Here is a 25,975-nt window from a genome sequence, read left to right as displayed (position 1 = left end):
GCCTCGCTTTAATTTTCTAAACTTTATATCAAGGCACTTTTATTGATTCCGACACTTGTATTCATTCCAATGTAACTTGCCATCAAACTTCACGCTATCAATGCCTATCCAACCATTTGATTCGTTGCATCCTTAACCATCTTCATACCAAGATAGACCGCAGAATATAGGGTTATGAAATGGATATCGTTTAAGGTTTTAATAAATATCAGGTTTAAATTTTTTTAGAATCAGGTGATTGGAATTCACGAGACCAAGTCGCATTACTAATTATAGGAATAATAATCAATACCTAAAATCCTATACGACCTCATCCAATCTCTATCCACATCTATTTCTCTGTGTCAATTGATTCCAATTGCACTGAAAAATACTTAAAATGCCAACAATTGTTAAAACATTAACGCATTGATATACAATTCAACAGAGTATGGCGTGAGTAAGGATTATTAAGTATATGGCATTATTTGCAGTCATTGGTTTAGGTAGTTTCGGGGAAGCGGTTGCACTCGAACTCACAAACTTAAATCACGATGTCATCGGAATTGATACACTCAAAAAAAATGTAGAAAATATTGCCGATAGAATCAGTCATGCCGTCATTGCTGATGCAACTGATGAGCACGTGCTGGACGAACTGAATATCAAAAATTGTGATGCCGTTGTGGTCGCGATTGGTGAGGACATTGAAGCAAGTATTTTATGTGTATTACATTTAAAAAATCTTGGTATTGAAAAGATTTTTGTAAAAGCCAAATCAAAATCTCATCACATGATTTTATCGCATTTAGGTATTACTAAAATTATTCATCCTGAAGAAGATATGGGAATCCGTATTGCGCAGAACCTGAGTTATCCGATGGTTCGACGCTATATGGCGCTCAACAATGAACACTATATTGTGAAAATTGAAATTGGAATCAATTTACAAGGTGCTCAATTTGCAACACTAATGGAAGAAGCTGACGGACTTAAAACATTATTATTACAACGTGGCTCGCATGTACTATATGAAATTGCACCAGGAACAATTTTGCAGGAAAAAGATATTCTGATTATTGAAGGGCCTGTCGAAATGCTCCGTAAACTCTCCACACGTTTCCTGTAAATAAGGAAGACTATGAGATTATCTAAACATGAGTTGATCGATAAAAAACAAAACCGCATCAATCTCAGCCCACCAAGTCTACTTGCATTCGGCTTTTTAAGTTTTATCATTGTTGGAACAATTTTACTCAAATTGCCTTTTGCCAATCATGGCGATGTCGATTGGATGGAAGCCCTTTTTACAGCGACTTCTGCAACGACAATTACAGGCTTGTCAGTAGTCAATGTAGGTGATGCTTATACCTTGTTTGGCAAAATTATCATCATGCTACTCATTCAATGCGGTGGCTTAGGTTTTATGACTTTTGCCATTTTAGCAGCACTTAGTTTGTCGCCTAAAGTGGGCTTAAAACAACAAATTATGGCGCAAGAAACCATTGGGCAGACAAGTCTTGCTCGAGCAACCTTCACTGCAAAAGGCGTACTCATCTATTCTTTATTTTTTGAAGGCGTAGGGACGATTATTCTCACCATGGCATGGATGGAACATTATGATTTTAAGCATGCTTTCTTCTATGCCTTGTTTTACAGTATTTCAGCTTTTAATAATGGTGGATTTTCCCTTTTCCCCAATAGCTTGATGAGCTTCTCCGATCAATATATGGTCACATTTACCATCAGTATGCTTTATATGGTGGGTGGTTTAGGCTTTCTTGTCCTCATGGATATTAAGCGTGCTAAACGATGGAAAACGCTTTCCACCAACAGTAAACTCATTTTATCGACCATTGCAGGACTTAATCTCTTTGCATTTATCACCATTTGGGCTCTTGAAGCAGGAAATCCACTGACGCTTGCTCCAATGTCGATTGGCGACCAAGCTTTAAATGCATGGTTCCATGCCACAGTACCACGCTCTTCAGGTTTTAACAGTCTAGAAGTCAGTAGCATGACCGATGCTTCAACGCTCGTTACCATGATGCTGATGTTTATTGGTGGTGGTTCACTCAGTACCGCAGGTGGGATTAAAGTCGGTACATTTATTATTATGGTACTCAGCGTAATCACCTTTTTAAGGCGTTCAGATGAGTTAACTGTCTTTAAGCACAGTATTCCCCATCATACAACCTTTAAAGCCTTAGCGGTAATTGCCATTACGTCTACACTTATTTTGATTGGCTTTTTTACTCTACTCATTCTTGAACCCAATAAACGTTTTTTAGACCTATTGTTTGAGGCTGTTTCCGCTGCCTGTACTGTTGGTTTATCTCGTGGTGTGACCGAAGATTTAGGGCATGCCAGTCAATTTGCCTTAATCCTACTCATGTTTGCAGGACGACTTGGACCGCTTACCCTCGCCTATCTAATTGCAACACCGAAAAAGAGTCGAGTCAGCCATCCTTCGACAGAAATTCAGATTGGTTAATCATCTAACTATTCACCTAATCAAAATTAAAGATATAAAAATACCGCTACAAGACTTTTTCTTATAGCGGTATTTTTATGCAATATAATTCAGATTAATAAGCATTCATCAAAGAAACACCCAACCCGACATAAGTCGCACGATGGTTATAATCAATTAGACTTTCACCATATCCATCAAAGATTTGGAAGTTACCACGCAGTTTACCTTTAATTGGGAATGTCCAATCAAATTGCACTGCACCATGTGAATCATCACCACCTTTAAGTGAATGACGCAACATCAAGGAGAAATCATGTTCATTCCAACGGTAGAATCCAGTGATATCACCACGCCCGACATAATCTTTAATATCAGGATTATTATCATCCTTAAAGTCTTCATCAAGACGATACCAAGGACGCACCATTAAGGCAAAATTATCTTTTTCAAAACCGAGATTTAACATTACACGGTTCCAACTACGTGACAGTGGATCTGAACGACCATTAGATTGATGGTTCAATGTCAAACCAAGTAAGCGACCATTTAAACCTAAAAGATTATAATTTGTACGGAAAATTAAGCTTGCTTCAGGTTCATAATTGGTTTCACGAAATGGACGAGATTCGTCTTCATTATAAACCTGCCAACGTGATGACTGGGTATAACCAATCCACAAATCACCATTATCTCCAATCAAATTTTCAACCGCTTTAGTTTTCAAAGAAATTTGAAACTTTGCCTCAGTCGATTTTAAATCTTGATCTTCTGTCACCGTATTGTCAGGATTTGGGCTATGTGGAAATTCATTTTTATTGCTCGTCCAAAACGCAGGCAATAAATAAACAGGTTGATTAGCACGAATATTCCATGTCCCCAATTTACTATCTGCTGCAAGCTCCCATCGTTTATCCAATAGCGATGAGTTGGGATCTAACCGATCACCATGAATGGCGAATAAGTTTTCAACCTTCTGTCCAATTTTACCTTTCAAAGTATCTGGTTCTGACTTCACAACTTCAGTTGCTAACACTTCAGCTGCACGCTGTTCAGATACAATCACGGGGGCAACAACATTCGGGGTACGAAATATTTTATCGTAACACACTAAACGATCTGCATTTGACTCCAAAGCAGCACATGCTTGGCTACTCGCTGGGTTAATCAATATAGAATCATCTGCATGTGTTGCAGTCACAAAACCAAAACTGAGCATCATTAAGACGCTCAGATTTAATGGTGTGCGTTCAAAAGTGCTGAACGACATAAGGCTCTCCTGATATAAATATCAAAGAATAGGCACACTCTGTTCCATCCTCTATTTTCTTCATGCTGCTTTGAAAATTTTCCAAAGCAGCATCAAGAAAAATAGAGCAACGATTAACCCTGATGGATGGTGCCTAATAATTAATTTACTTTTTTAATTTCAAAGCCAAGTTGTTCCAGTGTTTCTTTGCGAGCAACGGGAGCAACCACAGCTTTTACCGGTTTTTGTTCTACTAAATACGTCTGTGTAACACGCTTTAAATCTTCTAACGTTACATTCAACAAGCGAGCACGTAAGGTTCTACGGAAAGCTGGCGTTCGACCATGTAGTAATGCATAACATGCTGTAATTGCCTCACCTGCAGGCGAACCTGGTTTATCCATACTTGAAACAAGACCCAAAATTGCTTCTTCAAGCTGATGTGGTTTCTGTTCTGTATTGAGCAGCCAATGAACACTTGCTTCAAAATCTGCAAATGTTTCTGCTAAACGTGGATCACGGTAGCTATAAAAACGGAAAGCACAAGCATTGCCGTCATAGCTTGCACCACCGCCATAAGCACCACCTTTTTCACGAATGGCGCTATGCAAGAATCCATTACGTAAATAACCTGCTAAAACCATCAGAGGTGCAGCATCTGCATGTGCAACTTCCACAGCAGGATATGCCGATGCACAAAATTGTACATTGGCTTGAATCAACCATGCTTGGTCATTCTGACTAACTTCAGGCTCAACTTCAGTCAATAATACAGGCGAACGATCTACCGCTAATTTATTCCAAACTTCCTGAACTTCTTCAACAAGATGTTCAGACTGATGTTCTTCACAAACGAGTAAAAATTGCTTTGGTGCAAGAAGTAAACCACGGTGAATGGCTTGTAACTCATTGATCAAGTTTTGATAAGCCGATTCATCTTGCTCAATATTGGTCACTAATTGGGTTAACCAATTTAATGCACCCAAACCCGTATTATCATAATCACGCTTTGCGAGCGCACTCATATTACGCGAGGCAATTTGCATCGCATAACTATGTCCTGAATCTGACAAACGTGATGCCCAACGTGTTTTACGTTGCTGCAATAGTTCAACTATACGATCTTTCTCATCAAAACGTAGTTGCTCAAATGCCAATTTCAACAGTTGAATGGCATCCAACTTCCCTGTCAATGATTTTGTGGTTAAGGTCAACCAAGCGGTAATTTTACCTTTATCATCAACTTTTGAACGCAGTGATGCGCCCATGCCTAAACCACCACTCACTGCAGTTTGTCGTTGTTGGAATTCTAAATAACCATATTCACCTGCTCCCACTTCTCCCATCAAAATAGACAGTAAATTGAAATATGGTGACAATACAATTTGCTCAGGAATCTGTACCAAAACTTGTTGATAATAGATACCGTTAGTTCCCGCATGATACAAATTCAGTGGAAAATCTGTGCCATTAGAAATAATTTCACGCAATTGACCTGAAACAATTGCCAATTCAGCAGGAATATCATCTAAACCCACTTTAGGCAATAAATCTAAATCATCAGGCGTTTCTTGACGAATTTTCAATGCTTCAGTCTGTTTAATGATTTCAGCTTTTTCTTGCTCTGTTAACTTTTGACCCAGTTCAGCTAAACGCGCTTTTTCAGCAGCAGCTTCTATTGCCGATTTTTCAGCATCAGGCACTAAAGTCATTTGTACACGGTGAGGATTATCTAACAAATAGGTTTGTATCAAATTTGACAACCACATTGGGTCTTGCAATTCTTCTTTCACACTCGCAATTGCGGTATCAACATCCCACACATCTACAGGATCATTGTGGTGAATTGCACTACCTAAACCATTCAGAATTAGGCTTAAACCATATGGAGTACCATCACCATTAATTTCACGTTGATGTAATTCTATTTGATGTAAAATTGCGTCAACCATTGCAGGGTCGGCAGGTTTTGATGCCATATCTTTAAGGACATCCAACACACCATTTTTAAAGGTTTCAGCATGTTCAGGGTTAGAACCTTGTACAGCACAATAGAACGTCATTTCAAAGTTGGAATCATCCACACCCATGAAAGGTCCTGTCGACTGTGCATAACCGCATGTTTCTAAATAATGACGCAGTGGTGAAGCTGAATCTTCAAGTAGAATACCTTCCACCAAACGCATACCTAAACGCAATTTGATTTCACTCGCTTTAGGTAATAACCATGCAAGTACATGATAGGTTTTATCTGTTAAATCTTCGGCATCAACTGCATAATTTTCAGTGACTTCAATTGGTGCAACCAAACGTTGTTCTTCAACCGAATAAAGCGTTTCACCTTTTTCAAAACGTGACAATGCCAACTGTTCAAACTGATCTTGCAAATGATATGCCGTTTGATTACCAAAAGTCATAAACACCGCATTGCTTGGGTGATAATGCGATTTGTAAAAATCGACCAATTCCTCATAAGTTAAATCAGGAATGTCTTTTGGATCACCACCTGAATTGTAGTGATAAGTCGTTTTAGGAAATAAATGATGCGCCAATTGATGATACAACTGATCTGAAGGTGAGCTCATTGCCCCTTTCATTTCATTGAATACGACACCTTTATATACAGGCTCGCCATTTTCAAGTTCAACACGAATGCCTTCTTGAGCAAAATCAAGCGGATTTAAATTGGCTGCAAATGCTGCATCCATATACACTTCAAGTAAGTTTTGAAAGTCTTTTTTATTCTGCGTTGCAAATGGATACGCAGTCCAATCTGCTGCAGTAAATGCATTCATAAACGTATTAAGTGAACGACGAATCATTAAAAAGAATGGATCACGTACGGGAAACTTTGCTGAACCACACAATGCTGTATGTTCTAAAATGTGCGCTGCACCCTTAGAATCCATAGGTTGCGTGCGAAACGCAACAAGAAAAACATTTTCATCGTGCTCAGTCGCCAAATGAAAATGCATTGCACCAGTCACTTTATGTTTATATTCGGACACCAATATGTCTAAAGCGTCTACATGGTGTTGACGTACCAGCTGAAACGCAGGATGAACAGTTTGAGTTAAGGTTTCAGTGACATCTACAGTCATGCGATCTCCAATAGGAATGATTATTTATTATCGATCAGTATACCTTAAACTCTAATTATTGGGCTTCATTGTTATGATTAATTCATAGTTGAATTGTCAAGATTTAATCTAGATAATTTAATCTGTCTAAATCTTACGATTACTGAGATTTCAAGATCACAGTTTAACCCGCAGATTCTCGTAAATCTGGGTTGGGATTAAACTTTTCAGCCATCCAAATACACAGTAAAATTGCCAATAAAAGTACTGCTGATGCAGTGAAGCGGCTTAAAGCCAAACCACCATGATCAATCGGCTTATCAAGAAAGTCCCCAACTACTGCACCAAGTGGACGAGTCAATACAAATGCACTCCAAAACAACAAGGTTCGTGAAATATTCGTCCAAAAATATAATGCAAGAATAACTAAAATGAGCCCTGTATATAAGAAGATTCCGCCACTATATCCCAAACCTGCAGTATCAGCAGACCAATCACCCAAGGCTGTACCGAGCGTTTGTGAAAAAGTAATAGTTAACCAATAAAATAATTCTGCTCGTGGATAATTGACACTATGCGGTGAAATACTGCCTTCGACTTTGTACCATATAAACAATGATATCAGCACTAGACTGAGTAAAAGTGAACTTCCTCCAACATAACCAATGCCGAGCGAACGATCGACAAAATCTGCCAAAGTTGTACCCACAGTGGTACTTGCAATAATGGTGAACCAATACAAATACGGATGATAGCGTTTCGAGCGGATTTGTGAAAAGACCAGTCCAATAAAAATCACCGCGAATATCAGTGTCCCGACCAAATATCCCAAATTTAACGACATCGATACCGCATCACCTGCGGTTTCACCGAAAGTAGTAGCAAAAATTTTGGTCACCCAAAACAAAGCGGTAATTTGCGGGACTTTACTCAACAGATTTGAAAAATCGGGTTGATTTAAAACAGTTGTATTATTCATTTTTCTAACCACTGCATACATCATTATAAATTATAATTATTTTGATCTACTTTGCTTAAACGAATATGAAGCTATCATGAAAGCCACATGAATACGGTCATTGCTCAATATTCACAATCAAACCAAAAAGTGAACTATAAAAACAAAAAAATCAGCCTCATAATAATGAAACTGATTTTATGAATGAACCTTTAATAGGCTTAAATATTAGCCTAAAATCATTGAATCAACTCAATATATTTTGAATTAAAATTACTGAATTAAGTACTTGAAATAATTATAGTTTGAGTGATTTTCCACATAAACATAATTTTGCTTTTGATAAAAAATTTCCGCTTGCTTGGTGTGCGTATTTAGACACAAAGCTGAAAACTGCGGTTTTGCCATACTTTCAAGTTTTAACAATAACTGTTTCCCAATGCCATGCTTACGATACTCAGGCAATACATAGAACAAGCGCACACGACCAATACGGCTTGGCTCACCATTATCGCTGTGTTGAATGTTTAAACCACCACATGCCACTAATTTTTCATCATCATATGCCGTTAAAAAAAATTCACCCGTCTCTGTAAAACGATTTTTACCATTTGTATAATCTTCAATTAAACGATGTAAAAACTGAAAACCATCCTGTGCAGCACTGTCCGCAAGTACTTGCATTTGTGTAGGTAAAGTTTCAGCTTTTTCAATCACGATATTCATTTGCCTATATCCCTAAAGACTTCCGTCGCCTAGATTACTCAAAAAAACAAAAGCAGTGCTGAATTTTATTCAGCAAACTACAGTAAAAGTTAGCATTAGTGTAAACTTTGCTTTTTTAACATTATTGTGTGATGACGAACATGGCTACAGTTGACTTTTTTGCAATTGGTAACGCGCTTATCGATCAGGAATTTCGAGTATCTGACGACTTTTTAAATCAACAGAACTTGCAAAAAGGTACAATGCAACTGACAGATGGTGATACACAGGCGACTTTATACCAACTATTACAAGCAAACCAACAATACAAAGGACAAGCCTCAGGTGGTTCTGCTGCTAATACAACCGTAGCATTTAGTGCGCTTGGCGGTTCAGCATTTTACGCATGTCGTGTCGGTAATGATGACTTGGGCACTTTATACTTAGATGGTTTGAATGAAGCAAAGATTCAAACAACTGAAAAATCAATCAGCGAAGGTGTTACAGGTACTTGTATGGTACTCGTAAGTGATGATTCTGAACGTACAATGCATACTTATTTGGGTATTACCGCAGAACTCAGCGCAGATCAAATTGATTTTGAACCACTCAAAACTGCAAAATGGCTCTACATTGAAGGATACCTTGCAACGAGTGATACCGCTCGTTTAGCCGTAAAACAAGCGCGTCAAATTGCTCGTGAATGTGGCGTCAAAATTGCATTAACACTGTCTGACCCTGCTATGGTGCAATATGCACGTCAAGGCTTAGATGAATTGCTAGATGATGGGGTTGATCTAATTTTCTGTAATGAAAATGAAGCTTTATTGTATACAGAAACTGACCATATTGATGTTGCTCTAGAAAAATTGAAATTACTAAGTAATGATGTTGTCATTACACTAGGTAGTAAAGGAGCTTTAGTGGCCAATACTGAACAGCACCTTCAAGTTGCTGGTCGTAAAGTAATAGCTGTCGATACCAATGGTGCTGGTGATGCATTTTCAGGTGCTTTCCTTTATGCTCTAAACAATGGCGAAGATATTCAAACTGCTGCTGAATTAGCGATTCTAATTTCAAGCGAAGTTGTTTCTCAGTTTGGTCCACGCCTTGATATTCAAGACTATGCCAAGTTACAGGCAACACTTAAAAGAGAAGCTGTATAAATGAATAAGATTGCCATGACAGAAGAAATTCCAGAGCGTGAAGCACGTGCATTTGATACAGATGATGGTAGAACTATTTTCATCACACAACGCGATGGTGCGTACTATGCCTATAATAATTTATGTCCGCATTTACAAACTGAATTGGAATTTCTCGAAAACCAATTTTTAGATCGTGATGGTGAATATATCGAATGCTCAACTCACGGCGCACTCTTTGATGTCGAAAGTGGTGAATGTATTTCAGGGCCATGTCAGGGTGATTTCCTTGAAAAAGTCAAAATTGATGTACATTCTGATGGCGGTATTTATATCGTTAAAGACTAAGTCTAAACTAGCCCATTTCATATAATGGGCTTTCATTTATATAGGACAGCCATGCTTGAATTCTTTTTAGAACCAGACTTAATGCCTTTTCATATCAGTGTATTGATATTAATTCTACTTAGCATGGCGGAAACCTTTGGTTATTATATTGGATTACGTCCAAGCACATTCCTCAAGCGAATTTTACCCGATTGGCTCACCCACTCCCCCCTGATTCAGGTCAAATTTGCCAGAGTACTGATTTTTGTTTTCTTACTCATCAATTTCAGTTTTGCTGGCTACTTTTTACAACTAAGCCTTTATGCCATACAAAATCAATTTTCGACTTGGTACTACGTCATTTTACCTGCATTATTGATTGCCATTTTCTTTACTGTTTTTATGATCCACTGCCTAGATCAGGTTATTAAGCCCAAGCTATATGCAACTCAGACTAATCTACTCGGTCGCTTAGCCACAGTATCGAGTGGCAATGCCCGACCGGGCTTTTCTGCTCAAGCACGCGTCCGAGATGAATTTGGACAACTGCATTACATTCAAGTTGAACCTGAATTTGGGGAACTTGAATTTCAATCTCAAATCATTTTAATTCGCTTTAAAAAATCACATTACATTGCGAAAAAAATCTCACATTCAAATGAACTTTCAAACCTAGACCAGTTCTAAATGTTTTGTCATTTTTATAAAACAATACTATGCATATCAGTACATCTATCTTTTTCAGCACTACAATTATATAAGTTTTAAACATATAGCAGTGGGTTTTGGCTGCAATTCAATAAACTCAAAGCACAAATTTGTTTAAAATACAAACAAATTTTAAATTACTGATACTAAAGACAATAAAAATAATTCATTCAAATTATTATTTAATGTGTCTAATTTTATATTTTAACTTACATTCAATCTTCCTCAATTTAAATAGGAAAATGAGCTCTACGTGTGCAAAAAAATCACATATCAAACCATTTTAGTTGGTTTTAATTTTTTAAATATAAGCATTTTAGTCGGGTTTATATTCATTAATTCCAAGCAATTCAATCAACTTTAAAAACAAATACTTATAGTATATTTTTTATTTTAAAAAACCATAACACATTGAATTAAATAACAAAAATAATATAATTTTATTTTAATTATTTTATCTATTTATTTTATATCTCATTTCGTTTAATAATATAAATATATTCAGACAGTAGGCTTAATCATGAGCTTAAAATCCCCTGATTTAAATCGCCAATTAGTCAAAGAAATTACAATCATTTTAATAATTAAGATTGTGCTTTTAATGACTATCAAACACATTTGGTTTGATGCACCGACGATTCCAAAAAATTTTGATAACCAAGTTGCTGAGCGTATTGCTGGCAGTCCTTCCCAAATCAAGGAGACACGTTGATGATTTCTGAAAGCGTGGTCGATCTTTCGCGGTTCCAATTCGCAATGACCGCAATGTATCATTTTATTTTTGTACCTCTGACTCTAGGCCTAGCTTTCCTGCTTGCCATTATGGAAACGACTTATGTCATTTCTGGCAAAGAAATTTATAGGGATATGACTAAATTTTGGGGCAAACTCTTCGGTATTAACTTTGCCTTAGGTGTGACGACTGGTTTAACCATGGAATTCCAGTTCGGTACAAACTGGGCGTACTATTCCCACTATGTAGGGGATATTTTCGGTGCGCCACTTGCTATTGAAGGATTAATGGCATTCTTTTTAGAATCAACTTTTATTGGTTTATTCTTCTTTGGCTGGGATCGCCTGTCTAAAGTTCAACATTTAGCGGTAACTTGGCTTGTTGCATTAGGTTCAAATTTATCTGCATTATGGATTTTAGTTGCCAATGGTTGGATGCAAAATCCTGTCGGTTCAGAATTCAATTTTGAAACCATGCGTATGGAACTGGTAGATTTTGGTGCACTGATTTTCAACCCTGTTGCCCAAGTAAAATTTGTTCATACAGTTTCTGCGGGTTATGTCACGGGTGCAATTTTTGTATTGGCTATTTCAAGCTATTACATGTTGAAAAAACGTGATTTACCCTTTGCTCGTCGCTCTTTTGCAATTGCCGCAATCTTTGGTTTAGCGTCGACACTTTCTGTCATTTTGCTCGGTGATGAATCTGGCTACGAGTTAGGTGATGTACAAAAAACAAAATTGGCTGCAATTGAATCTGAATGGGAAACACATCCAGCACCTGCACCATTTACATTGTTTGGTATTCCAAATCAGGAAGAACAACGTACTGACTATGCTATAAAAATACCTTATGCAATGGGGATTATTGCCACTCGTTCACTTGACAAAGAAGTGACCGGTCTGAAAGATTTGATGGTTCAACATGAAGTCCGTATCCGCAATGGTATGATTGCATACAGTGAACTTGAACAGCTTCGTGCTGGCGATCGCTCTCCTGAGCTGATGGCTTCTTTTAAAGAAAATCAAAAAGATTTAGGCTATGGCTTACTTCTGAAAAAATATACTGACAAAGTAACTGATGCTTCTGAAGATCATATCAAAGCAGCAACAAAAGATACGATTCCAAATGTGACTGCATTGTTCTTCTCTTTCCGTGCCATGGTTGCTTCTGGTTTCCTTATGCTTTTACTGTTTATCCTTGCAACCTATGCAGTGGCAAAACGTAATGCAGAAAATAAACCCTGGTTACTCAAATTTGCTTTGTTTGCCCTACCACTTCCTTGGATTGCAGCACAAACAGGTTGGTATGTGGCTGAAGGTGGTCGTCAACCGTGGACGATTGGTGAAGTACTCCCTACACACTTATCAGCCTCTAGCTTAAGTACGGGTGATGTATGGGGCTCAATCATCGCCTTGGCAGCGTTCTATACCGTGTTACTGATTATCGAAATGTATTTGATGATTAAGTTCTCACGCCTTGGACCAAGTTCGCTACATACAGGAAAATATCACTTCGAAAAACTTGAAGCGGCACAACAAGAAAAAGTTGAAGGAGCGCAATCATGATCGAATATGAACTGCTCAAAATAATTTGGTGGGTGTTGGTTGGTGTATTGCTTATTGGTTTTGCGCTTACTGATGGCTTTGATATGGGCTCAATGGCACTTATGCCATTTGTCGGTAAAAATGATGAAGAACGCCGTGCTGCAATCAATACGATTGCACCACACTGGGAAGGCAACCAAGTTTGGTTTGTGACTGCAGGTGGTGCTCTCTTTGCTGCATGGCCAATGGTTTATGCAACAGCCTTTTCTGGGATGTATTGGGCGCTATTATTGGTTTTATTTGCACTGTTCTTACGACCAGTCGGTTTTGACTACAGATCTAAACTCCACAATACACAATGGCGCACATCTTGGGATTGGGGGTTATGTGTAGGTGGTGCTGTACCCGCTTTAGTCTTCGGTGTAGCCTTCGGCAATATGTTCTTGGGCGTTCCATTTACCCTAGATGAAACTGTTCGCTCAACCTATACTGGCAGTTTCTTTGCACTCCTCAATCCATTTGCATTGGTCTGTGGTCTAGTCAGCTTATCTATGCTGTGTGCACATGGTGGTGCGTGGCTCATGCTTCGTACAGATGGTGATTTACGTAAACGCTCTGCGAAAGCAACACAATTGATGGGTATCATCTTTCTTGTTTGCTTCTTAGGTGCAGGCGCATGGTTATACTTCGGTAATATCGAAGGTTATACTTTAGCGCAACCCTTCAACACCAACGGTGTCGCAAACCCACTTGCAAAAGAAGTATTAACAACAGGCAACCATGGTTGGATGAATAACTACACACTCTATCCAATCACTATGCTTGCTCCTCTTGCTGCAATTTTAGGTGGAATTCTCATCGTCTTAGCTGCAGGTAAAGACAAAGCAGGCTTGAGCTTTATGGGTTCAACATTAGCAGTGACTGGTTCTATTTTAACAGCAGGTTTTGCTTTATTCCCATTCCTCATGCCTTCGAGTATTAATCCGACTGCAAGTTTAACCATGTGGGATGCTGTTTCTAGTAAAAATACACTCACTGTAATGACCGTAGTTGCGGGTATTTTTGTTCCACTGATCTTGCTCTATACAACTTGGTGCTATTATAAGATGTGGGGCGTAATCACAAATAAACATATTCAAGAAAATACACACACCCTCTATTAAGGCTGTGTTCAAGGAGAATAAATATGTGGTATTTCGCTTGGATTCTTGGAGTTTTGATGGCATGTTTCGCAGGTGTATTGAGTGCACTATATATCGAGCATCATCAAGACTTAGATGAGGAATAAAATATGACTGAAGTGACAATGACAACTGAAGAAAAAAAGCCGAATAAGATCGCAATGGCCGTTTCATTTTTGTTGGCATTGCCTCTTGCAGCTGTATTATTAATACATCCAGGTGCCATGTTGGATGCGAATGGTGAATATAGCCACAGTGCGATGATGTATATCATGATCGGCATTTCAGGTGGCTTTATTCATGGTGTTGGTTTTATTCCTAGGTTTTGGCTTTGGAAATGGTTATTTAGCCCATTTGTTGCATGGCCACTCATGTTATGGGGCTATTACACTTGGTTCTTTGCCTAGTAGTACATTAAATAGAAAAACCCTGATAATTCAGGGTTTTTTTACAGTCTATTTTAAATTCTATTTTTTGAAATCACTTTTTTCATCTCGACCAAATATAAATCTACAATTGGAGTTCCAACATTAGCATTTAAAGGATACTCATCCACCACACCTGTTAATACATAACCACGGCGTTCATAATAGGATATCAACTCAGAACGTACACTAAGCACCCACATTACCAATACGTTTATATATTGATGCTCATTCGAAACATAATCTTCTGCAAATGCCAGTACTTTTCTACCTAAACCTAGGTTTTGATGATTTGGCGAAATAGCAAAAGTACCTATTTCCACATCTACTTGGTCAAATGTCAGACCTATACAAGCAACAATTTCATTAAATGACTCAACCACCCATAACTGAAAATGCTCCTGTTCAAGTGACTGCTTCAACTGCACAAAGTTAATTCTCTCTCCAACAACAATATCAGCCTCACTCGTCCAGCTATGACCTTCAGTCTGCCGATAAGCCAAATTAATCAGCTTAACCAAATGATTTAAATCGGATGATTGTGCAATGCGGAATTTTAGTTCGCTCATATTAAATCTTTATTTTTTGCAAAATTTAAGAATAAATATCACAACTTCATAACTAATTAAAAAGAATGATAAAAATTAAATACTGTTCTTCAACTTATCGAAAAGAAAAAAAGACCACGTTCATGGTCTCAAAACTTTATTCAATTGTTATTGAGTTGCAAGCCAACTCATAAATTTCTGGCGTTCAACTTTGGAAGCTTTTTGCCAAATCTGAATCAATTGCTGATCTGCAGTAGAAATTGCACTACGTGAACCACCTACTACCACTGGGGTCACTGTTTCTACAGCAACAGGTACATTCGCATTAACTGTATTATTTGCATATATGGGTGCAGGTTGATTATTGGCTGTTTTATTTGTTCCTGTTAAGTCTACAACTTTAGCAAAGATACCCGAGCTGAGCCACGACTTTGCTTCATTATTCACACCTGTTTGCTGCACGATCATTTTTTTATTTTTATCATAAATTGCAACTGTAGGTTGTATTGCAAAAGCCTTGCCTTCATCAAAATTACGAGGTGCATTAACCAACGCCAATTGATAAGTCTGCCCATCTTTTAAATCTGGCGCAGTTACTGTGACGATACCTGATTTCAAAATATCGTGCTCGCCACTTAAATGTTCAAAATACTGCTGATAACGCACACTCAGTGCAACCTGTCCAGCATCTACTTTATATTCATTTTTTTTTGAACGAAATAATCCCGTATTCACTTCTTGATCATTCACTGCCAATAATACAATTTCTTCAGGTGCAGAAATCGTCACTGCTGCAAAAACCGATCCACTCAGTAGCGAACCACAAACTAAACCTAACGCTGCAATGCCGTATTTAAAACCCATATCATTTTTCTCTTTTGTCAAAAAACTTTAAAAATCACATTATGCATGGCACTATGCCTCGTCTGAATGACAGTTTTATGACAATCTTAAAATCTGAAACAGCTAGATAAAATAATCTATACTTTTTAAATACATAAAAAAGAGTGCCTAGGCACTCTTTGAAATTCATAATATCAAACTAAATTAGTTAAACGTTTTAAAACGATGTTCATCATTAATAAAGGCTTTTTCACCTGCAGGTGCTTCAATTGAACCAAATACTAATTGTGCACGAAGTTTCCAATCAGCAGGAACATTAAATGTTGCAGCAACCTCAGCATCAACGATTGGATTGTAATGTTGTAAAGATGCACCAACGCCTGCTTCAGACAATGCTGTCCATGTTGCAAATTGTGCAATTGCTGTTGAATGCTCAGACCATACTGGGAAGTTATCTGCATAAAGTGCAAACTGTTCTTGTAAGTTTTTGATCACACTTGTATCTTCATAAAATAAGACTGTGCCAGCGCCTGCAATAAAGCTATTAATTTTTGCACTTGTACTTGGAAAAGCAGCCTCAGGAACCATTTTACGTAAAGTTTCTAACACGATTGTCCAAAATTTAACGTGAGAGTCACCAAATAAAATCACAGCACGAGAAGACTGCGAGTTAAAGGCTGATGGGCTTTGTTTAATTGCTTCTTTTACTATAGTTTCAATTTTTGCATGATCAATTGGAACATTTTTACCAATTGCATAGATTGTACGACGTGCTGTAATTTGATCGATAAATGACATTGGTTGCTTCCTATTTTATAACCTTATTTCGGTGTTCGTTTTTAAGATGAAGTCAGTGTATGCGATGTTAATGACACCGTCAGCAGTATTCAAATAACAAAGTGTTCTATTTATGCAACAATATTGTTATCACTTACAATCTAATCGGCTCAATTTATTTAGAAGCAAATACTATATACGTGACTATTTATACTATTCATTTGAAATATAAATTATCATCTTCCAAATTAAACTGAATCACTAAAGACTTTAAATAAACAATCATCCTCCAATTCAGATTTAGCAATAGCAGGTTTTACAATTGAGCCAAAAACCAACTGTGATTTAAACTGCCAACTATCAGGCAAATCAAACATTTTTGCCGTTTCATGATTAATATTAGGATTGTAATGATGTAGTGATGCACCTAATCCTGTACTTGATAATGCTGTCCATACTGCAAATTGCACCATGCCTGAGGTTTGTTCAGACCAAATTTCGAAATTATGTGCTTGTAGAGGCTTCTGTTTTTGTAATGTTTGAATGACCGCCTGATCTTCAAAAAAGAGTACCGTCCCATATGCCGAACTACAACGATCCAATTTCACCGATGCGCCTTCAAATATACGTTCAGGTAATTGGTTACGTTGAATATTACGTACCATTTCCCAAAATTTATAATGTGCATGTTCAAGTAATATAACAACACGCGCACTCTGTGCATTTTGTGCCGAAGGACAACAGCGTACAGCTTGCTTAATTAATTCAGTTAAATATTCAGGACTATGACTCACACGATTACTTAAGGCATAAATACTGCGACGCTTACGCATATCAGCTAATAAATCATATTCTTTTTCTTCAATATTTTTCTTTTTAAAAATTACATCGGTCGATATATCAGTTTTGAGTACTTGCCCCAAGCGCGTTAAAATTGTCATTTAGAATCCCTCTCAGTCAGGCAAATAAACCCATAAATTTTATATGGATATATTAGCTTGAATGTGAATATTCAACTAATTAAAGCACAATCTAATGTATATTTTTAAAGCAGTTAAATCACTCAAAAACAAAAAACCCCACTATTTGTAGGGTTTTTCATCAATCAACTATTTTATTTATCTTTTAATGCATTAAGCACCATTCAAAACAATCAATTATTTATCCGTTTCAAATAATGCAGCAACAAATGCTTTTGCTGAGAATGGGCGTAAATCATCAATTTTTTCACCTACACCAATGAAACGAATAGGTACATGTGTACGACTTGCAATATTAAATAACACACCACCTTTTGCTGTACCATCCAACTTAGTAATGGTTAAACCCGTCAAACCGACCGCCTCATCAAATGTTTCCACTTGATTTATGGCGTTTTGACCTGTTCCAGCATCAACAACGAGCATTATTTCATGTGGCGCAGTCGCATCAATTTTTTGCATCACACGTTTCACTTTAGTCAATTCTGACATTAAGTTACTTTTGTTATGTAAACGCCCTGCTGTATCGGCAATAAGAACATCAACACCCTTAGCACGCGCGCTTTCAAATGCATCAAAGATTACAGAAGCTGAGTCAGAACCATGTCCCTGCGCAACCACAGCAATGTTGTTACGCTCACCCCAGATTTGTAATTGTTCAGTTGCTGCAGCACGGAATGTATCACCTGCTGCTAACATAACTGTTTTACCTTCACCTTGTAGGCGTTTCGCAAGTTTACCAATAGTCGTAGTTTTACCTACACCATTTACACCTACCACCAAAATCACATATGGACCTTTATTTGGATCAATATGTAAAGGTTTCACACGTGGTGCAAGTAATGCAACCAATTCTTCTTGCAGTGCTTTATATAAAGAATGCGAATAAATCAAATCACCACGCGCAGTACGCTCAGTCAAATTGGCAATAATCGTTTTGGTTGCTTCAACACCAATATCAGCAACCAATAATTGCTCTTCAACTTCTTCAAGCAATTCGTCATCAATCTCTTTACCGCCAATCAGGATATTGACCATGCCATCAGCAAGATTTTTACGGGATTTCGTTAATCCTTCTTTCATACGGCTAAAGAAACCACCTTTAGATGAACTGTCTACCTCAGCTTCAGCCTTCACCTCGGTTGTTGCTTGTATTGCAGTTTCTACCGTTTTATTTTCAATAATTGGCACATTTACAGCGGGTAAACCTGGTAAAGTGACATCTTCATCACCCATGTCCGCATCTATCAAAAACTTATTTTGCTGTTCTTGCATGCCGAATCCTTGAAAAGCATTATGATCAAAAAATTGATTTTAACATAAATCAAAGGCTTTTTAATTGACGTAAAGGATTAAAGCGCATCACATAAATAAACACGTTTATTTTATAGACATAAAGAACTTAAACATTTGTTTATCATGCTGATTTAAATACATTTGAAATAGATTAAACTATAACTCAAACTTTACATTGCGTTTTCATTTTTTACTTAAAATATAAAGATATCCAAACACTATTGATCTTCACTTTCTATGGCTGGATATTGTTTAACGCTCATTTCTTCACGTTGGTAGGCATGCATTAAACGGAAATAATCTGCAGCACAAATATCAGGAGTTTTCATTAAATTTTGTGCCATTTTCTGTGTGTATGGATAAGTCGCCTGCTCTGAAAGTTGTTTAATTTTTTGAAAGTGCACAACACTCACAGGACGTACCAATGCGAGCCCTGCAATGATCAATATTGCAAGAATCATCGCTAAAACTACGCCATTTAACACAGTTTCTAGCTTAAATTGAGTTTTGAATTTTGAATAAATATCTTTAAAAATGAACATGAACTACCTCGAACACTCGGTAGTCTAATCGTGCGAGCACTAAAAATATAGTACTGAATGAATTGATGAGCCTAAAAACTTAGACTCATCAGGCAGATTTAAATTTTGTACCTGTACTCTATATCGTTTATAGATCATTGATTAGATCAATGAATCACCGTTTGAGCAAATAGATATAAAACAACTGCAAGTGCAATAATACAAACTGTAACTGCAAACATTGACATTGGATTGTCATATGAGTCTGCATGTAAAGTGGGATCGTTTAAGCCTCGCATCTGATCGTCATAAACATGTTCCAAAGCTAGCCGTTGTGTTGGTTGTAAATTTCGTGTATAATCGTGCAGTATTTTGCGCTGTTCGATGCCTAAGTTACCCAAATGGACGCCCTGATGGAAGACCGCATCGTGAAGCTGCTGATGATGGTACTGAGCTAAAGCATTTATTTGCAACTCAGTCGGAGGTACTTCAAAATTAAAACCGTTTAATGTGTTTTTCATATTGTTCTCCTTTTATTTGTATGTCCCATCTTTATTTTAATAAAAATTACGACCGATTAATGTTTAATCATGTAATCTTGAAATATTTCAGCCCAGCCCACATATTAGTTGACAAGTTAAGCAATTTGTCATATTAGTTTAATATAACTTGTTTATATTTTTGAAAAGACTTGTAGATCAGTCTTTAAAATTAAACAGTTTTGCAAACAAAGTAGCAATCATAATTACAATAAGGAGTTATCTATGATTCATCAATTTTCTCAACATGATCTCGAGCATGTTTATGCAACAGCGGTAAACACAATTCAATGTGAAATGAATTTTACCAACGCTGTAGAACAACTCGAAGATGTTGCTCGTGCAGGTCACGGCAAATCAGCTACGTTCTTAGCTGAACTTTACTTTCAAGGTTTCCGTGTAGAACGGGACTCAATGAAAGCACAATATTGGCAGAACATGGCAACCATGCAAGCATAAAAAAACGTCACTCAGGTGGCGTTTTTATTCCCCTTTTAACTGTAGTTTCAATTTTATTATTAATCAAACCAACACAACATTTACTCATCCCATCTCAAACAAACACATAACACTTAAATACTTTCTTCAATTTTAATTTATTGCGTTATGCAAACCACCAAATCGGTGGTTTTTTTGCATTTTAATCAGAATTAACTTTGTTAAAATATATTTACTTACGATTCGATACCACTTTGTCACTGTCTTTTTCATATGAATCGCTATCCTGTAACAATCCAGTCAACATTGGAGCAAGACCGAACATGAAAAAGTACACTGCAATCCCGCCTGTATCACGAGAAGCCTATATCAAAATTTCAATTTTCAAATCTATGATGTATTGTGGTGTTTTATGGGGACTTTACAACGAAGGATGGGCTATTACGTCTGACCAAGACAACAATATCTTTCCATTTTGGTTCAATTCAGTACAAGCACTACAATACGCAAAACAACATTGGCCACAATATACCCCACGTAAAATCAGCTCAAAGGATTTTAAAGACTCACTACTTCCACTGCTTCTAAAAATGGAGGTCGTACCTGTGTTGTATAATGCATCTAACCAAAAATTTAAACTTTCTACACCACAGTTTCGACATTTCTTTTTCAAACAGAATATTGCTTTCATGACAGCTTAATATCTTTCTAAATCAAAGCATTAAGTATATTTCAACACTAGGCTTTAAAATAATGACTGCAAAGTATTTGCAAAATTTTAAAATCGAGCTAATTTAAAAGAGGTAATACACAAAAAATACCAAAATAAGCAGCATAATAAGCCACATTATTTAGCATCAAACAAAAGAAGGACACATAAGATGACCACAGTCGCACAAGTCATTCAAAATAAATTAGGTCAAGAAATCCACACGATTTCACCTGATTCTACCGTATTACAAGCCATTACACTCATGGCTAATAAAGGCATTGGTGCTGTTGTGGTCACTGAAAATGATAAGGTGGTTGGCATACTTTCTGAACGTGACTACACGCGTAAGATTGCTTTAATGCAACGAACATCAGACCATACCACCGTCGCAGAGATTATGACACCCAAAGTTATTTCGGTTACACGCCACAACACTGTAGATGAATGTTTAGGTTTAATGACCGATCGTCATTTGCGCCATCTTCCTGTAATGGATGGAGAAACCTTAATTGGATTTATTTCAATTGGTGATCTTGTGAAAGCTGCAATGGAAGATCAACACAAACTCATTGAACAATTACAGCAATACATTTCAGGCTAAGGCTGGAAATACAAAATATAAAAGTCAGACATATAAAAAAACTGCTCAATTGAGCAGTTTTTTTATGATCAAATTTTTGAAAAATTAATACAAACCCAACTTAGCAGCAACATAATCTGAATCTTTATCACCGCGACCTGATAAATTCACGACTATTCTAATCTCTTTTGCCATTTTTGGTGCTTCACGCAATGCCCAAGCAACTGCATGTGAACTTTCAAGCGCAGGTACAATACCCTCCACACGTGACAACGTCATAAATGCATTCAAACACTCTTCATCTGTCGCCGTTGAATATTCCACACGACCCAAATCTTTCAAGAAGCTGTGTTGCGGTCCCACACCAGGATAATCCAACCCTGATGCAATCGAATGCACAGGCAAAGGTTCGCCCCGCTCATCCTCAAGCACATAACACGCCATACCATGCAATTGACCAGGTTTACCAAGTGTTAACGTTGCAGAATGCATGGCTGTATCCAAACCAAAACCTGCCGGCTCTACACCCACAAGTTTAACTTCAGGCTCATTCAAGAATGCTGTAAACGCACCCATCGCATTTGAACCACCACCAACACATGCCACAATATAATCAGGTGCAGAACCAAAACGATCTTGAGTCTGAACTTTAATTTCATCACCAATAATCGACTGGAAATCACGAACCATTTTTGGAAACGGATGTGGTCCAACCACAGACCCAATCGCATAAATAAAGTTTTTTGGATCTTTCAAATATTCTTCAAAAGCACTATCTACAGCGTCTTTAAGTGTTGCTGTACCACGTGTCACCGAAATTAAATGCGCGCCCAAAATTTTCATTTTTACAACATTGGGATGCTCTTTTTCAATATCAACTTGACCCATATGAATTTCACATGGAATACCGACCAATGCACACGCTGTCGCCAAAGCCACTCCATGCTGACCCGCACCTGTTTCTGCAATCACTTTACTTTTGCCCATATACTTTGCAAGTAAAGCCTCACCCAAACAGTGATTGATTTTATGTGCACCAGTATGGTTTAAATCTTCACGCTTCAAATAAATTTGTGCACCACCCAATTGTTCAGACAACCGTTTCGCATGAAATAATGGACTTGGACGACCGACATAATGAGTGAATAAATCATTCAATTCATCTTTAAACTCAGCAGTGTGGCGAATTTCCTCATAAGCCACATTAATTTCATCCATCGCTTCTTTTAAGTGCGGTGGAATAAATTGACCACCATATTCACCAAAGAAACCTGCTTCGTTTGGTAATGCAATTCCATTAATTTGATGATCCATGTCAGCCTCTGTACTGCGTTTACTGAAAAAAATTAACGAACTTAAATCTATCCGATCAACGTGCCAAAAGTTTGGTTAAATCTTCAATTCCCTTCAAGGTCATTGGATACATATGATCTTCAAAAATCTGTTTAATCTGGTTAATGGTCTGCGTATAGTGCCAATAGTTCTGTTCTTCAGGATTCAGCCAAGCTGTTTTTTCAAAATGATTTCGCAAACGATGTAGCCACACTTCGCCTGGCTCTTCATTCATATATTCCACTGAACCACCAACAGACTTCAACTCATACGGCGCCATACTCGCATCACCAACCACAATCACACGGTAATCACGACCATAAGAATTCAACAAATCCCATGTGTTCATTTTGGTTGATGAACGGCGAAAATTATCTTTCCACACATAGTCATACAAACAATTATGAAAATAAAAATATTCAAGGGTTTTAAATTCTGTCTTAGCTGCACTAAAAAGCTTTTCACACTGTGCAATGTGTGAATCCATTGACCCACCAACATCAAACAACATCAGCACTTTGACACGATTACGACGCTCAGGCACCATCTGTACATCTAAAATGCCCTGCTTCGCCGTTTCATAAATCGTGCTGTTAATGTCGAGTTCTTCTGCAGCACCTTGACGGGCAAACTTGCGTAAACGGCGTAAAGCCATTTGCATTTGCCGTGTTCCCAAAATTTGTTCATCATCTAAATTTTGATAATTACGCTGTTCCCAAACTTTAACCGCAGACTTTTTACGGCTCGGCCCACCAATGCGCACACCCTCAGGATGATCACCAAATGCACCAAATGGCGATGTGCCACCTGTGCCAATCATTTTATTGCCACCTTGATGCTTTTTATGCTGCTCACGCAATCTCTCTTCAAGCATTTTCAATAGTTCTTCAAGCGAACCAGCTTTAAGCAATTCAGCACGTTGCTCAGGTGTCAAATGTTTTTCAAGTAGCTCAAGATCAAACCAATCTTTTGGCAATTGATGGACTTTTTTTAGTAAATCATCCAAATCAAAAGTTTGGATACCATCAAAGTAGTCTTTCATGGCACGGTCAAATTTATCAAAAAAACGCTCATCTTTAACCATGACCGTTTTAACAAGCTGATAAAAATCGTTTTGATCTGCAAAGACCAAACCCTCACTGACCGCTTGATTTAAGTCGATCAGTTCACGTGTCGATACAGGAATGCCATATTTTCTAAGGGTATAAAATAATCGCACAAACATGTTGCGATCTCCCCATTAACGACGCGACATAAAGGCTAAACGTTCAAGTAATTGAACATCTTGCTCATTTTTAATCAAAGCACCATATAAAGGTGGAATCGCTTTTGATTTGTCATGGTTACGTAATACATCTTCAGGCATATCATCTGCCATCAACAAACTCAACCAATCAATCAACTCAGATGTTGAAGGTGGTTTTTTCAAGCCAGGTACTTGACGCAATTTGAAAAATACTTGTAAAGCTTCATTGACCAATGTACTAGCTATATTAGGGAAATGAACCGCAATAATTTCTCGCATCGTCGCTTCATCAGGGAATTCAATATAATGAAAGAAACAACGACGTAAGAATGCGTCAGGTAACTCTTTTTCATTATTTGAGGTAATGATCACGATTGGACGCTGAGTCGCTGTTATTGTTTCACCTGTTTCATAGACAAAGAATGACATTTTATCGAGTTCATGAAGTAAGTCATTTGGAAATTCGATGTCCGCTTTGTCAATTTCATCAATCAACAATACACAACGCTCTTCACTTGTAAATGCTTCCCACAATTTACCTGGTTTAATATAATTTTTAATATCATAAACACGGTCATCACCCAACTGACTATCACGTAAGCGTGATACCGCATCGTACTCATATAAGCCTTGCTGAGCTTTAGTGGTCGACTTAATGTGCCATGTGATGAGTTTTAAACCTAAATTTTCTGCAACCTGTTCAGCCAACAGGGTTTTACCCGTTCCCGGCTCACCTTTAACCAATAATGGTTTTTGCAGTGCACGTGCAGCCTTAACTGCAAGTTTTAGACTATCCGTCGCAATATATTGCGCCGTACCAATAAATTGTTGTACATCAACAGACATAAATAACCTTTATTTTTAATTTAAAGTGGTGAAATATTTTTCGCTGTGCTGCTTTTTTCTAGTGTGGTTTTATTAGATTTGTATTTTGACCAACAATAGCCAATGAGCAAGCCTAAGCCAATGACAAAGCTAATTAATGCTAAATTAGACCAAATGAGTGGTGAGTCTTTGGTTAAAACCCCAAAGAGCAAGCCAAAAGTTGCTGGTGCTAACGCAGAGTTTGGTCCTTCAGAAATCGTAGGGGTTGCAATCACTGCAAATACAATAATCCATGTAATACCACCTAATGGTGCGGGTAAGCGCTTACAAATACCCGCCCAACACCATAGAATTATCAATGCCCCAAGAATATATACAGTGACAGCGATACTGTCTTCTGGAATGGTATCTAACAATTCCAAAAAATTTGCCCATATTCCGGATAATTGATCAAGCACCGCGTAATCCTTCTGGCTCTACCGCATTTGGATTGATTAATCCTTCTGGCGGTACTTGGATAAAGAAACCTTTGGTTTGCAATGAGTCCATCACATGCAGGACATTGACTCGTGCAAGTTTTCGAGTTTCGCTGAGTTCTAAATGCATCACGAATGTTGCACGACCAAATGCCGTACGTAAAGCATCAGAAAGAACATCTAAAGGATCTGAGTTGTCATCTTCTAAAATTGCCGGGCGGGCAACGTAAAGATACATCTCATCCTTCTTACTCGACTTATAAATATTACAATGCATATCAAAAAACAGCGTCTACAAAATCAACGAACAGCATACATCAAAACAGCACAGGATTCATTAGCGTTTGTTAAC

At 37.6% G+C, this 25,975-nt stretch carries 29 protein-coding genes; 13 read left to right on the top strand and 16 right to left on the bottom strand.

The features are described from left to right. Positions 1-457: 457 nt before the first annotated feature. Positions 458-1,108, top strand: coding sequence for a potassium channel family protein (locus ACK2M2_RS07290; protein WP_419347060.1), 651 nt, complete (start codon positions 458-460; stop codon positions 1,106-1,108). A gap of 12 nt (positions 1,109-1,120) precedes the next feature. Continuing rightward, entirely contained in the window at positions 1,121-2,473 is a 1,353-nt protein-coding gene (locus ACK2M2_RS07285; RefSeq protein WP_419347058.1) for a TrkH family potassium uptake protein, read from the top strand. Between the two features lie 94 nt (positions 2,474-2,567). Here ACK2M2_RS07285 and ACK2M2_RS07280 read toward each other — a convergent pair whose 3' ends face one another. From ACK2M2_RS07280 to ACK2M2_RS07265, 4 genes are all read right to left on the bottom strand, one after another. Further along, entirely contained in the window at positions 2,568-3,722 is a 1,155-nt protein-coding gene (locus ACK2M2_RS07280; protein WP_409511505.1) for a phospholipase A, read from the bottom strand. 140 nt (positions 3,723-3,862) lie between these two features. Further along, positions 3,863-6,802 carry an insulinase family protein gene (locus ACK2M2_RS07275; protein WP_419347055.1) on the bottom strand — a complete coding sequence of 980 codons (2,940 nt, stop codon included), beginning with the start codon at positions 6,800-6,802 and terminating at the stop codon, positions 3,863-3,865. 163 nt (positions 6,803-6,965) lie between these two features. Continuing rightward, positions 6,966-7,760 (bottom strand): hypothetical protein, encoded by a 795-nt coding sequence (locus ACK2M2_RS07270; RefSeq protein ID WP_419347052.1) that lies wholly within the window; start codon positions 7,758-7,760, stop codon positions 6,966-6,968. A 252-nt stretch (positions 7,761-8,012) separates the two neighbouring features. Then, entirely contained in the window at positions 8,013-8,465 is a 453-nt protein-coding gene (locus tag ACK2M2_RS07265) for a GNAT family N-acetyltransferase (RefSeq protein WP_409511508.1), read from the bottom strand. A 140-nt stretch (positions 8,466-8,605) separates the two neighbouring features. On the opposite strand from ACK2M2_RS07265, the gene ACK2M2_RS07260 reads away from it, so the two are divergent. The 8 genes from ACK2M2_RS07260 (at position 8,606) to ACK2M2_RS07225 (ending at position 14,492) form a co-directional block, all read left to right on the top strand. Further along, entirely contained in the window at positions 8,606-9,610 is a 1,005-nt protein-coding gene (locus ACK2M2_RS07260) for an adenosine kinase (protein WP_409511509.1), read from the top strand. A gap of 15 nt (positions 9,611-9,625) precedes the next feature. Further along, the gene (locus ACK2M2_RS07255) at positions 9,626-9,937 is read left to right on the top strand and encodes a Rieske (2Fe-2S) protein (protein WP_409511600.1); all 312 of its coding nucleotides are present in this window, start codon (positions 9,626-9,628) and stop codon (positions 9,935-9,937) included. Between the two features lie 51 nt (positions 9,938-9,988). Beyond that, positions 9,989-10,603: an OB-fold-containig protein gene (locus ACK2M2_RS07250; protein WP_419347049.1), complete on the top strand. Its 615-nt coding sequence runs from the start codon at positions 9,989-9,991 to the stop codon at positions 10,601-10,603. Between the two features lie 541 nt (positions 10,604-11,144). Then, positions 11,145-11,336: a cytochrome oxidase putative small subunit CydP gene (gene cydP, locus ACK2M2_RS07245; RefSeq protein ID WP_409511511.1), complete on the top strand. Its 192-nt coding sequence runs from the start codon at positions 11,145-11,147 to the stop codon at positions 11,334-11,336. Further along, positions 11,336-12,925: a cytochrome ubiquinol oxidase subunit I gene (locus ACK2M2_RS07240; RefSeq protein WP_409511512.1), complete on the top strand. Its 1,590-nt coding sequence runs from the start codon at positions 11,336-11,338 to the stop codon at positions 12,923-12,925. Before cydP ends, ACK2M2_RS07240 begins: the two co-directional genes overlap by 1 nt. Next, on the top strand, positions 12,922-14,067 hold the full coding sequence (gene cydB / locus ACK2M2_RS07235; RefSeq protein WP_409511513.1) for a cytochrome d ubiquinol oxidase subunit II: 1,146 nt from the start codon (positions 12,922-12,924) through the stop codon (positions 14,065-14,067). The genes ACK2M2_RS07240 and cydB overlap by 4 nt, the downstream gene beginning before the upstream one ends. 23 nt (positions 14,068-14,090) lie before the next feature. After that, positions 14,091-14,192 carry a cytochrome bd-I oxidase subunit CydX gene (cydX, locus tag ACK2M2_RS07230; protein WP_004653762.1) on the top strand — a complete coding sequence of 34 codons (102 nt, stop codon included), beginning with the start codon at positions 14,091-14,093 and terminating at the stop codon, positions 14,190-14,192. Between the two features lie 3 nt (positions 14,193-14,195). Next, positions 14,196-14,492, top strand: a complete 297-nt coding sequence (locus tag ACK2M2_RS07225) for a cyd operon YbgE family protein (protein ID WP_409511514.1) — start codon at positions 14,196-14,198, stop codon at positions 14,490-14,492. 53 nt (positions 14,493-14,545) lie between these two features. On the opposite strand, the gene ACK2M2_RS07220 is transcribed toward ACK2M2_RS07225, so the two are convergent. The 7 genes from ACK2M2_RS07220 to ACK2M2_RS07190 all read right to left on the bottom strand — a co-directional run bounded on the left by ACK2M2_RS07220 (position 14,546) and on the right by ACK2M2_RS07190 (position 19,996). Further along, complete coding sequence (locus ACK2M2_RS07220; protein ID WP_419347043.1) at positions 14,546-15,079, bottom strand: GNAT family N-acetyltransferase; 534 nt, start codon at positions 15,077-15,079, stop codon at positions 14,546-14,548. Between the two features lie 147 nt (positions 15,080-15,226). Further along, the gene (locus tag ACK2M2_RS07215) at positions 15,227-15,922 is read right to left on the bottom strand and encodes a DUF2057 family protein (RefSeq protein ID WP_419347040.1); all 696 of its coding nucleotides are present in this window, start codon (positions 15,920-15,922) and stop codon (positions 15,227-15,229) included. Between the two features lie 183 nt (positions 15,923-16,105). Next, positions 16,106-16,699 carry a nitroreductase family protein gene (locus tag ACK2M2_RS07210; RefSeq protein ID WP_419347037.1) on the bottom strand — a complete coding sequence of 198 codons (594 nt, stop codon included), beginning with the start codon at positions 16,697-16,699 and terminating at the stop codon, positions 16,106-16,108. A 227-nt stretch (positions 16,700-16,926) separates the two neighbouring features. Continuing rightward, on the bottom strand, positions 16,927-17,619 hold the full coding sequence (locus tag ACK2M2_RS07205; protein WP_419347035.1) for a nitroreductase family protein: 693 nt from the start codon (positions 17,617-17,619) through the stop codon (positions 16,927-16,929). Positions 17,620-17,835: 216 nt separating this feature from the next. After that, positions 17,836-18,933, bottom strand: coding sequence for a signal recognition particle-docking protein FtsY (gene ftsY, locus ACK2M2_RS07200; RefSeq protein WP_419347032.1), 1,098 nt, complete (start codon positions 18,931-18,933; stop codon positions 17,836-17,838). Positions 18,934-19,172: 239 nt separating this feature from the next. Beyond that, positions 19,173-19,496, bottom strand: a complete 324-nt coding sequence (locus ACK2M2_RS07195; protein WP_419347029.1) for a hypothetical protein — start codon at positions 19,494-19,496, stop codon at positions 19,173-19,175. 146 nt (positions 19,497-19,642) lie between these two features. Next, positions 19,643-19,996, bottom strand: coding sequence for a hypothetical protein (locus tag ACK2M2_RS07190; RefSeq protein ID WP_409511522.1), 354 nt, complete (start codon positions 19,994-19,996; stop codon positions 19,643-19,645). A gap of 243 nt (positions 19,997-20,239) precedes the next feature. Between ACK2M2_RS07190 and ACK2M2_RS07185 the strand changes: the two genes are divergently transcribed. The 3 genes from ACK2M2_RS07185 to ACK2M2_RS07175 all read left to right on the top strand — a co-directional run bounded on the left by ACK2M2_RS07185 (position 20,240) and on the right by ACK2M2_RS07175 (position 21,765). After that, positions 20,240-20,473 (top strand): hypothetical protein, encoded by a 234-nt coding sequence (locus ACK2M2_RS07185; protein ID WP_409511523.1) that lies wholly within the window; start codon positions 20,240-20,242, stop codon positions 20,471-20,473. A 302-nt stretch (positions 20,474-20,775) separates the two neighbouring features. Next, complete coding sequence (locus tag ACK2M2_RS07180) at positions 20,776-21,153, top strand: DUF2750 domain-containing protein (protein ID WP_409511524.1); 378 nt, start codon at positions 20,776-20,778, stop codon at positions 21,151-21,153. A gap of 180 nt (positions 21,154-21,333) precedes the next feature. After that, positions 21,334-21,765 carry a CBS domain-containing protein gene (locus ACK2M2_RS07175; protein WP_409511525.1) on the top strand — a complete coding sequence of 144 codons (432 nt, stop codon included), beginning with the start codon at positions 21,334-21,336 and terminating at the stop codon, positions 21,763-21,765. A gap of 84 nt (positions 21,766-21,849) precedes the next feature. On the opposite strand, the gene trpB is transcribed toward ACK2M2_RS07175, so the two are convergent. Genes trpB through ACK2M2_RS07150 form a run of 5 tightly spaced genes read right to left on the bottom strand, consistent with a single transcriptional unit; the run spans position 21,850 to position 25,900 of the window. Further along, on the bottom strand, positions 21,850-23,058 hold the full coding sequence (gene trpB, locus ACK2M2_RS07170) for a tryptophan synthase subunit beta (RefSeq protein WP_419347025.1): 1,209 nt from the start codon (positions 23,056-23,058) through the stop codon (positions 21,850-21,852). A 55-nt stretch (positions 23,059-23,113) separates the two neighbouring features. Then, complete coding sequence (locus ACK2M2_RS07165) at positions 23,114-24,301, bottom strand: vWA domain-containing protein (protein WP_419347022.1); 1,188 nt, start codon at positions 24,299-24,301, stop codon at positions 23,114-23,116. A gap of 15 nt (positions 24,302-24,316) precedes the next feature. Next, positions 24,317-25,168 (bottom strand): AAA family ATPase, encoded by an 852-nt coding sequence (locus ACK2M2_RS07160; protein WP_419347019.1) that lies wholly within the window; start codon positions 25,166-25,168, stop codon positions 24,317-24,319. 20 nt (positions 25,169-25,188) lie between these two features. Further along, positions 25,189-25,605, bottom strand: coding sequence for a hypothetical protein (locus ACK2M2_RS07155; RefSeq protein WP_409511529.1), 417 nt, complete (start codon positions 25,603-25,605; stop codon positions 25,189-25,191). Continuing rightward, positions 25,598-25,900 carry a YcgL domain-containing protein gene (locus tag ACK2M2_RS07150; protein ID WP_409511530.1) on the bottom strand — a complete coding sequence of 101 codons (303 nt, stop codon included), beginning with the start codon at positions 25,898-25,900 and terminating at the stop codon, positions 25,598-25,600. The genes ACK2M2_RS07155 and ACK2M2_RS07150 overlap by 8 nt, the downstream gene beginning before the upstream one ends. Between the last annotated feature and the right edge of the window lie 75 nt (positions 25,901-25,975).

This window comes from Acinetobacter sp. TY1, assembly GCF_048551395.1.
Lineage (GTDB): Bacteria > Pseudomonadota > Gammaproteobacteria > Pseudomonadales > Moraxellaceae > Acinetobacter.
This window is presented reverse-complemented; position numbering and strand designations above follow the sequence as displayed.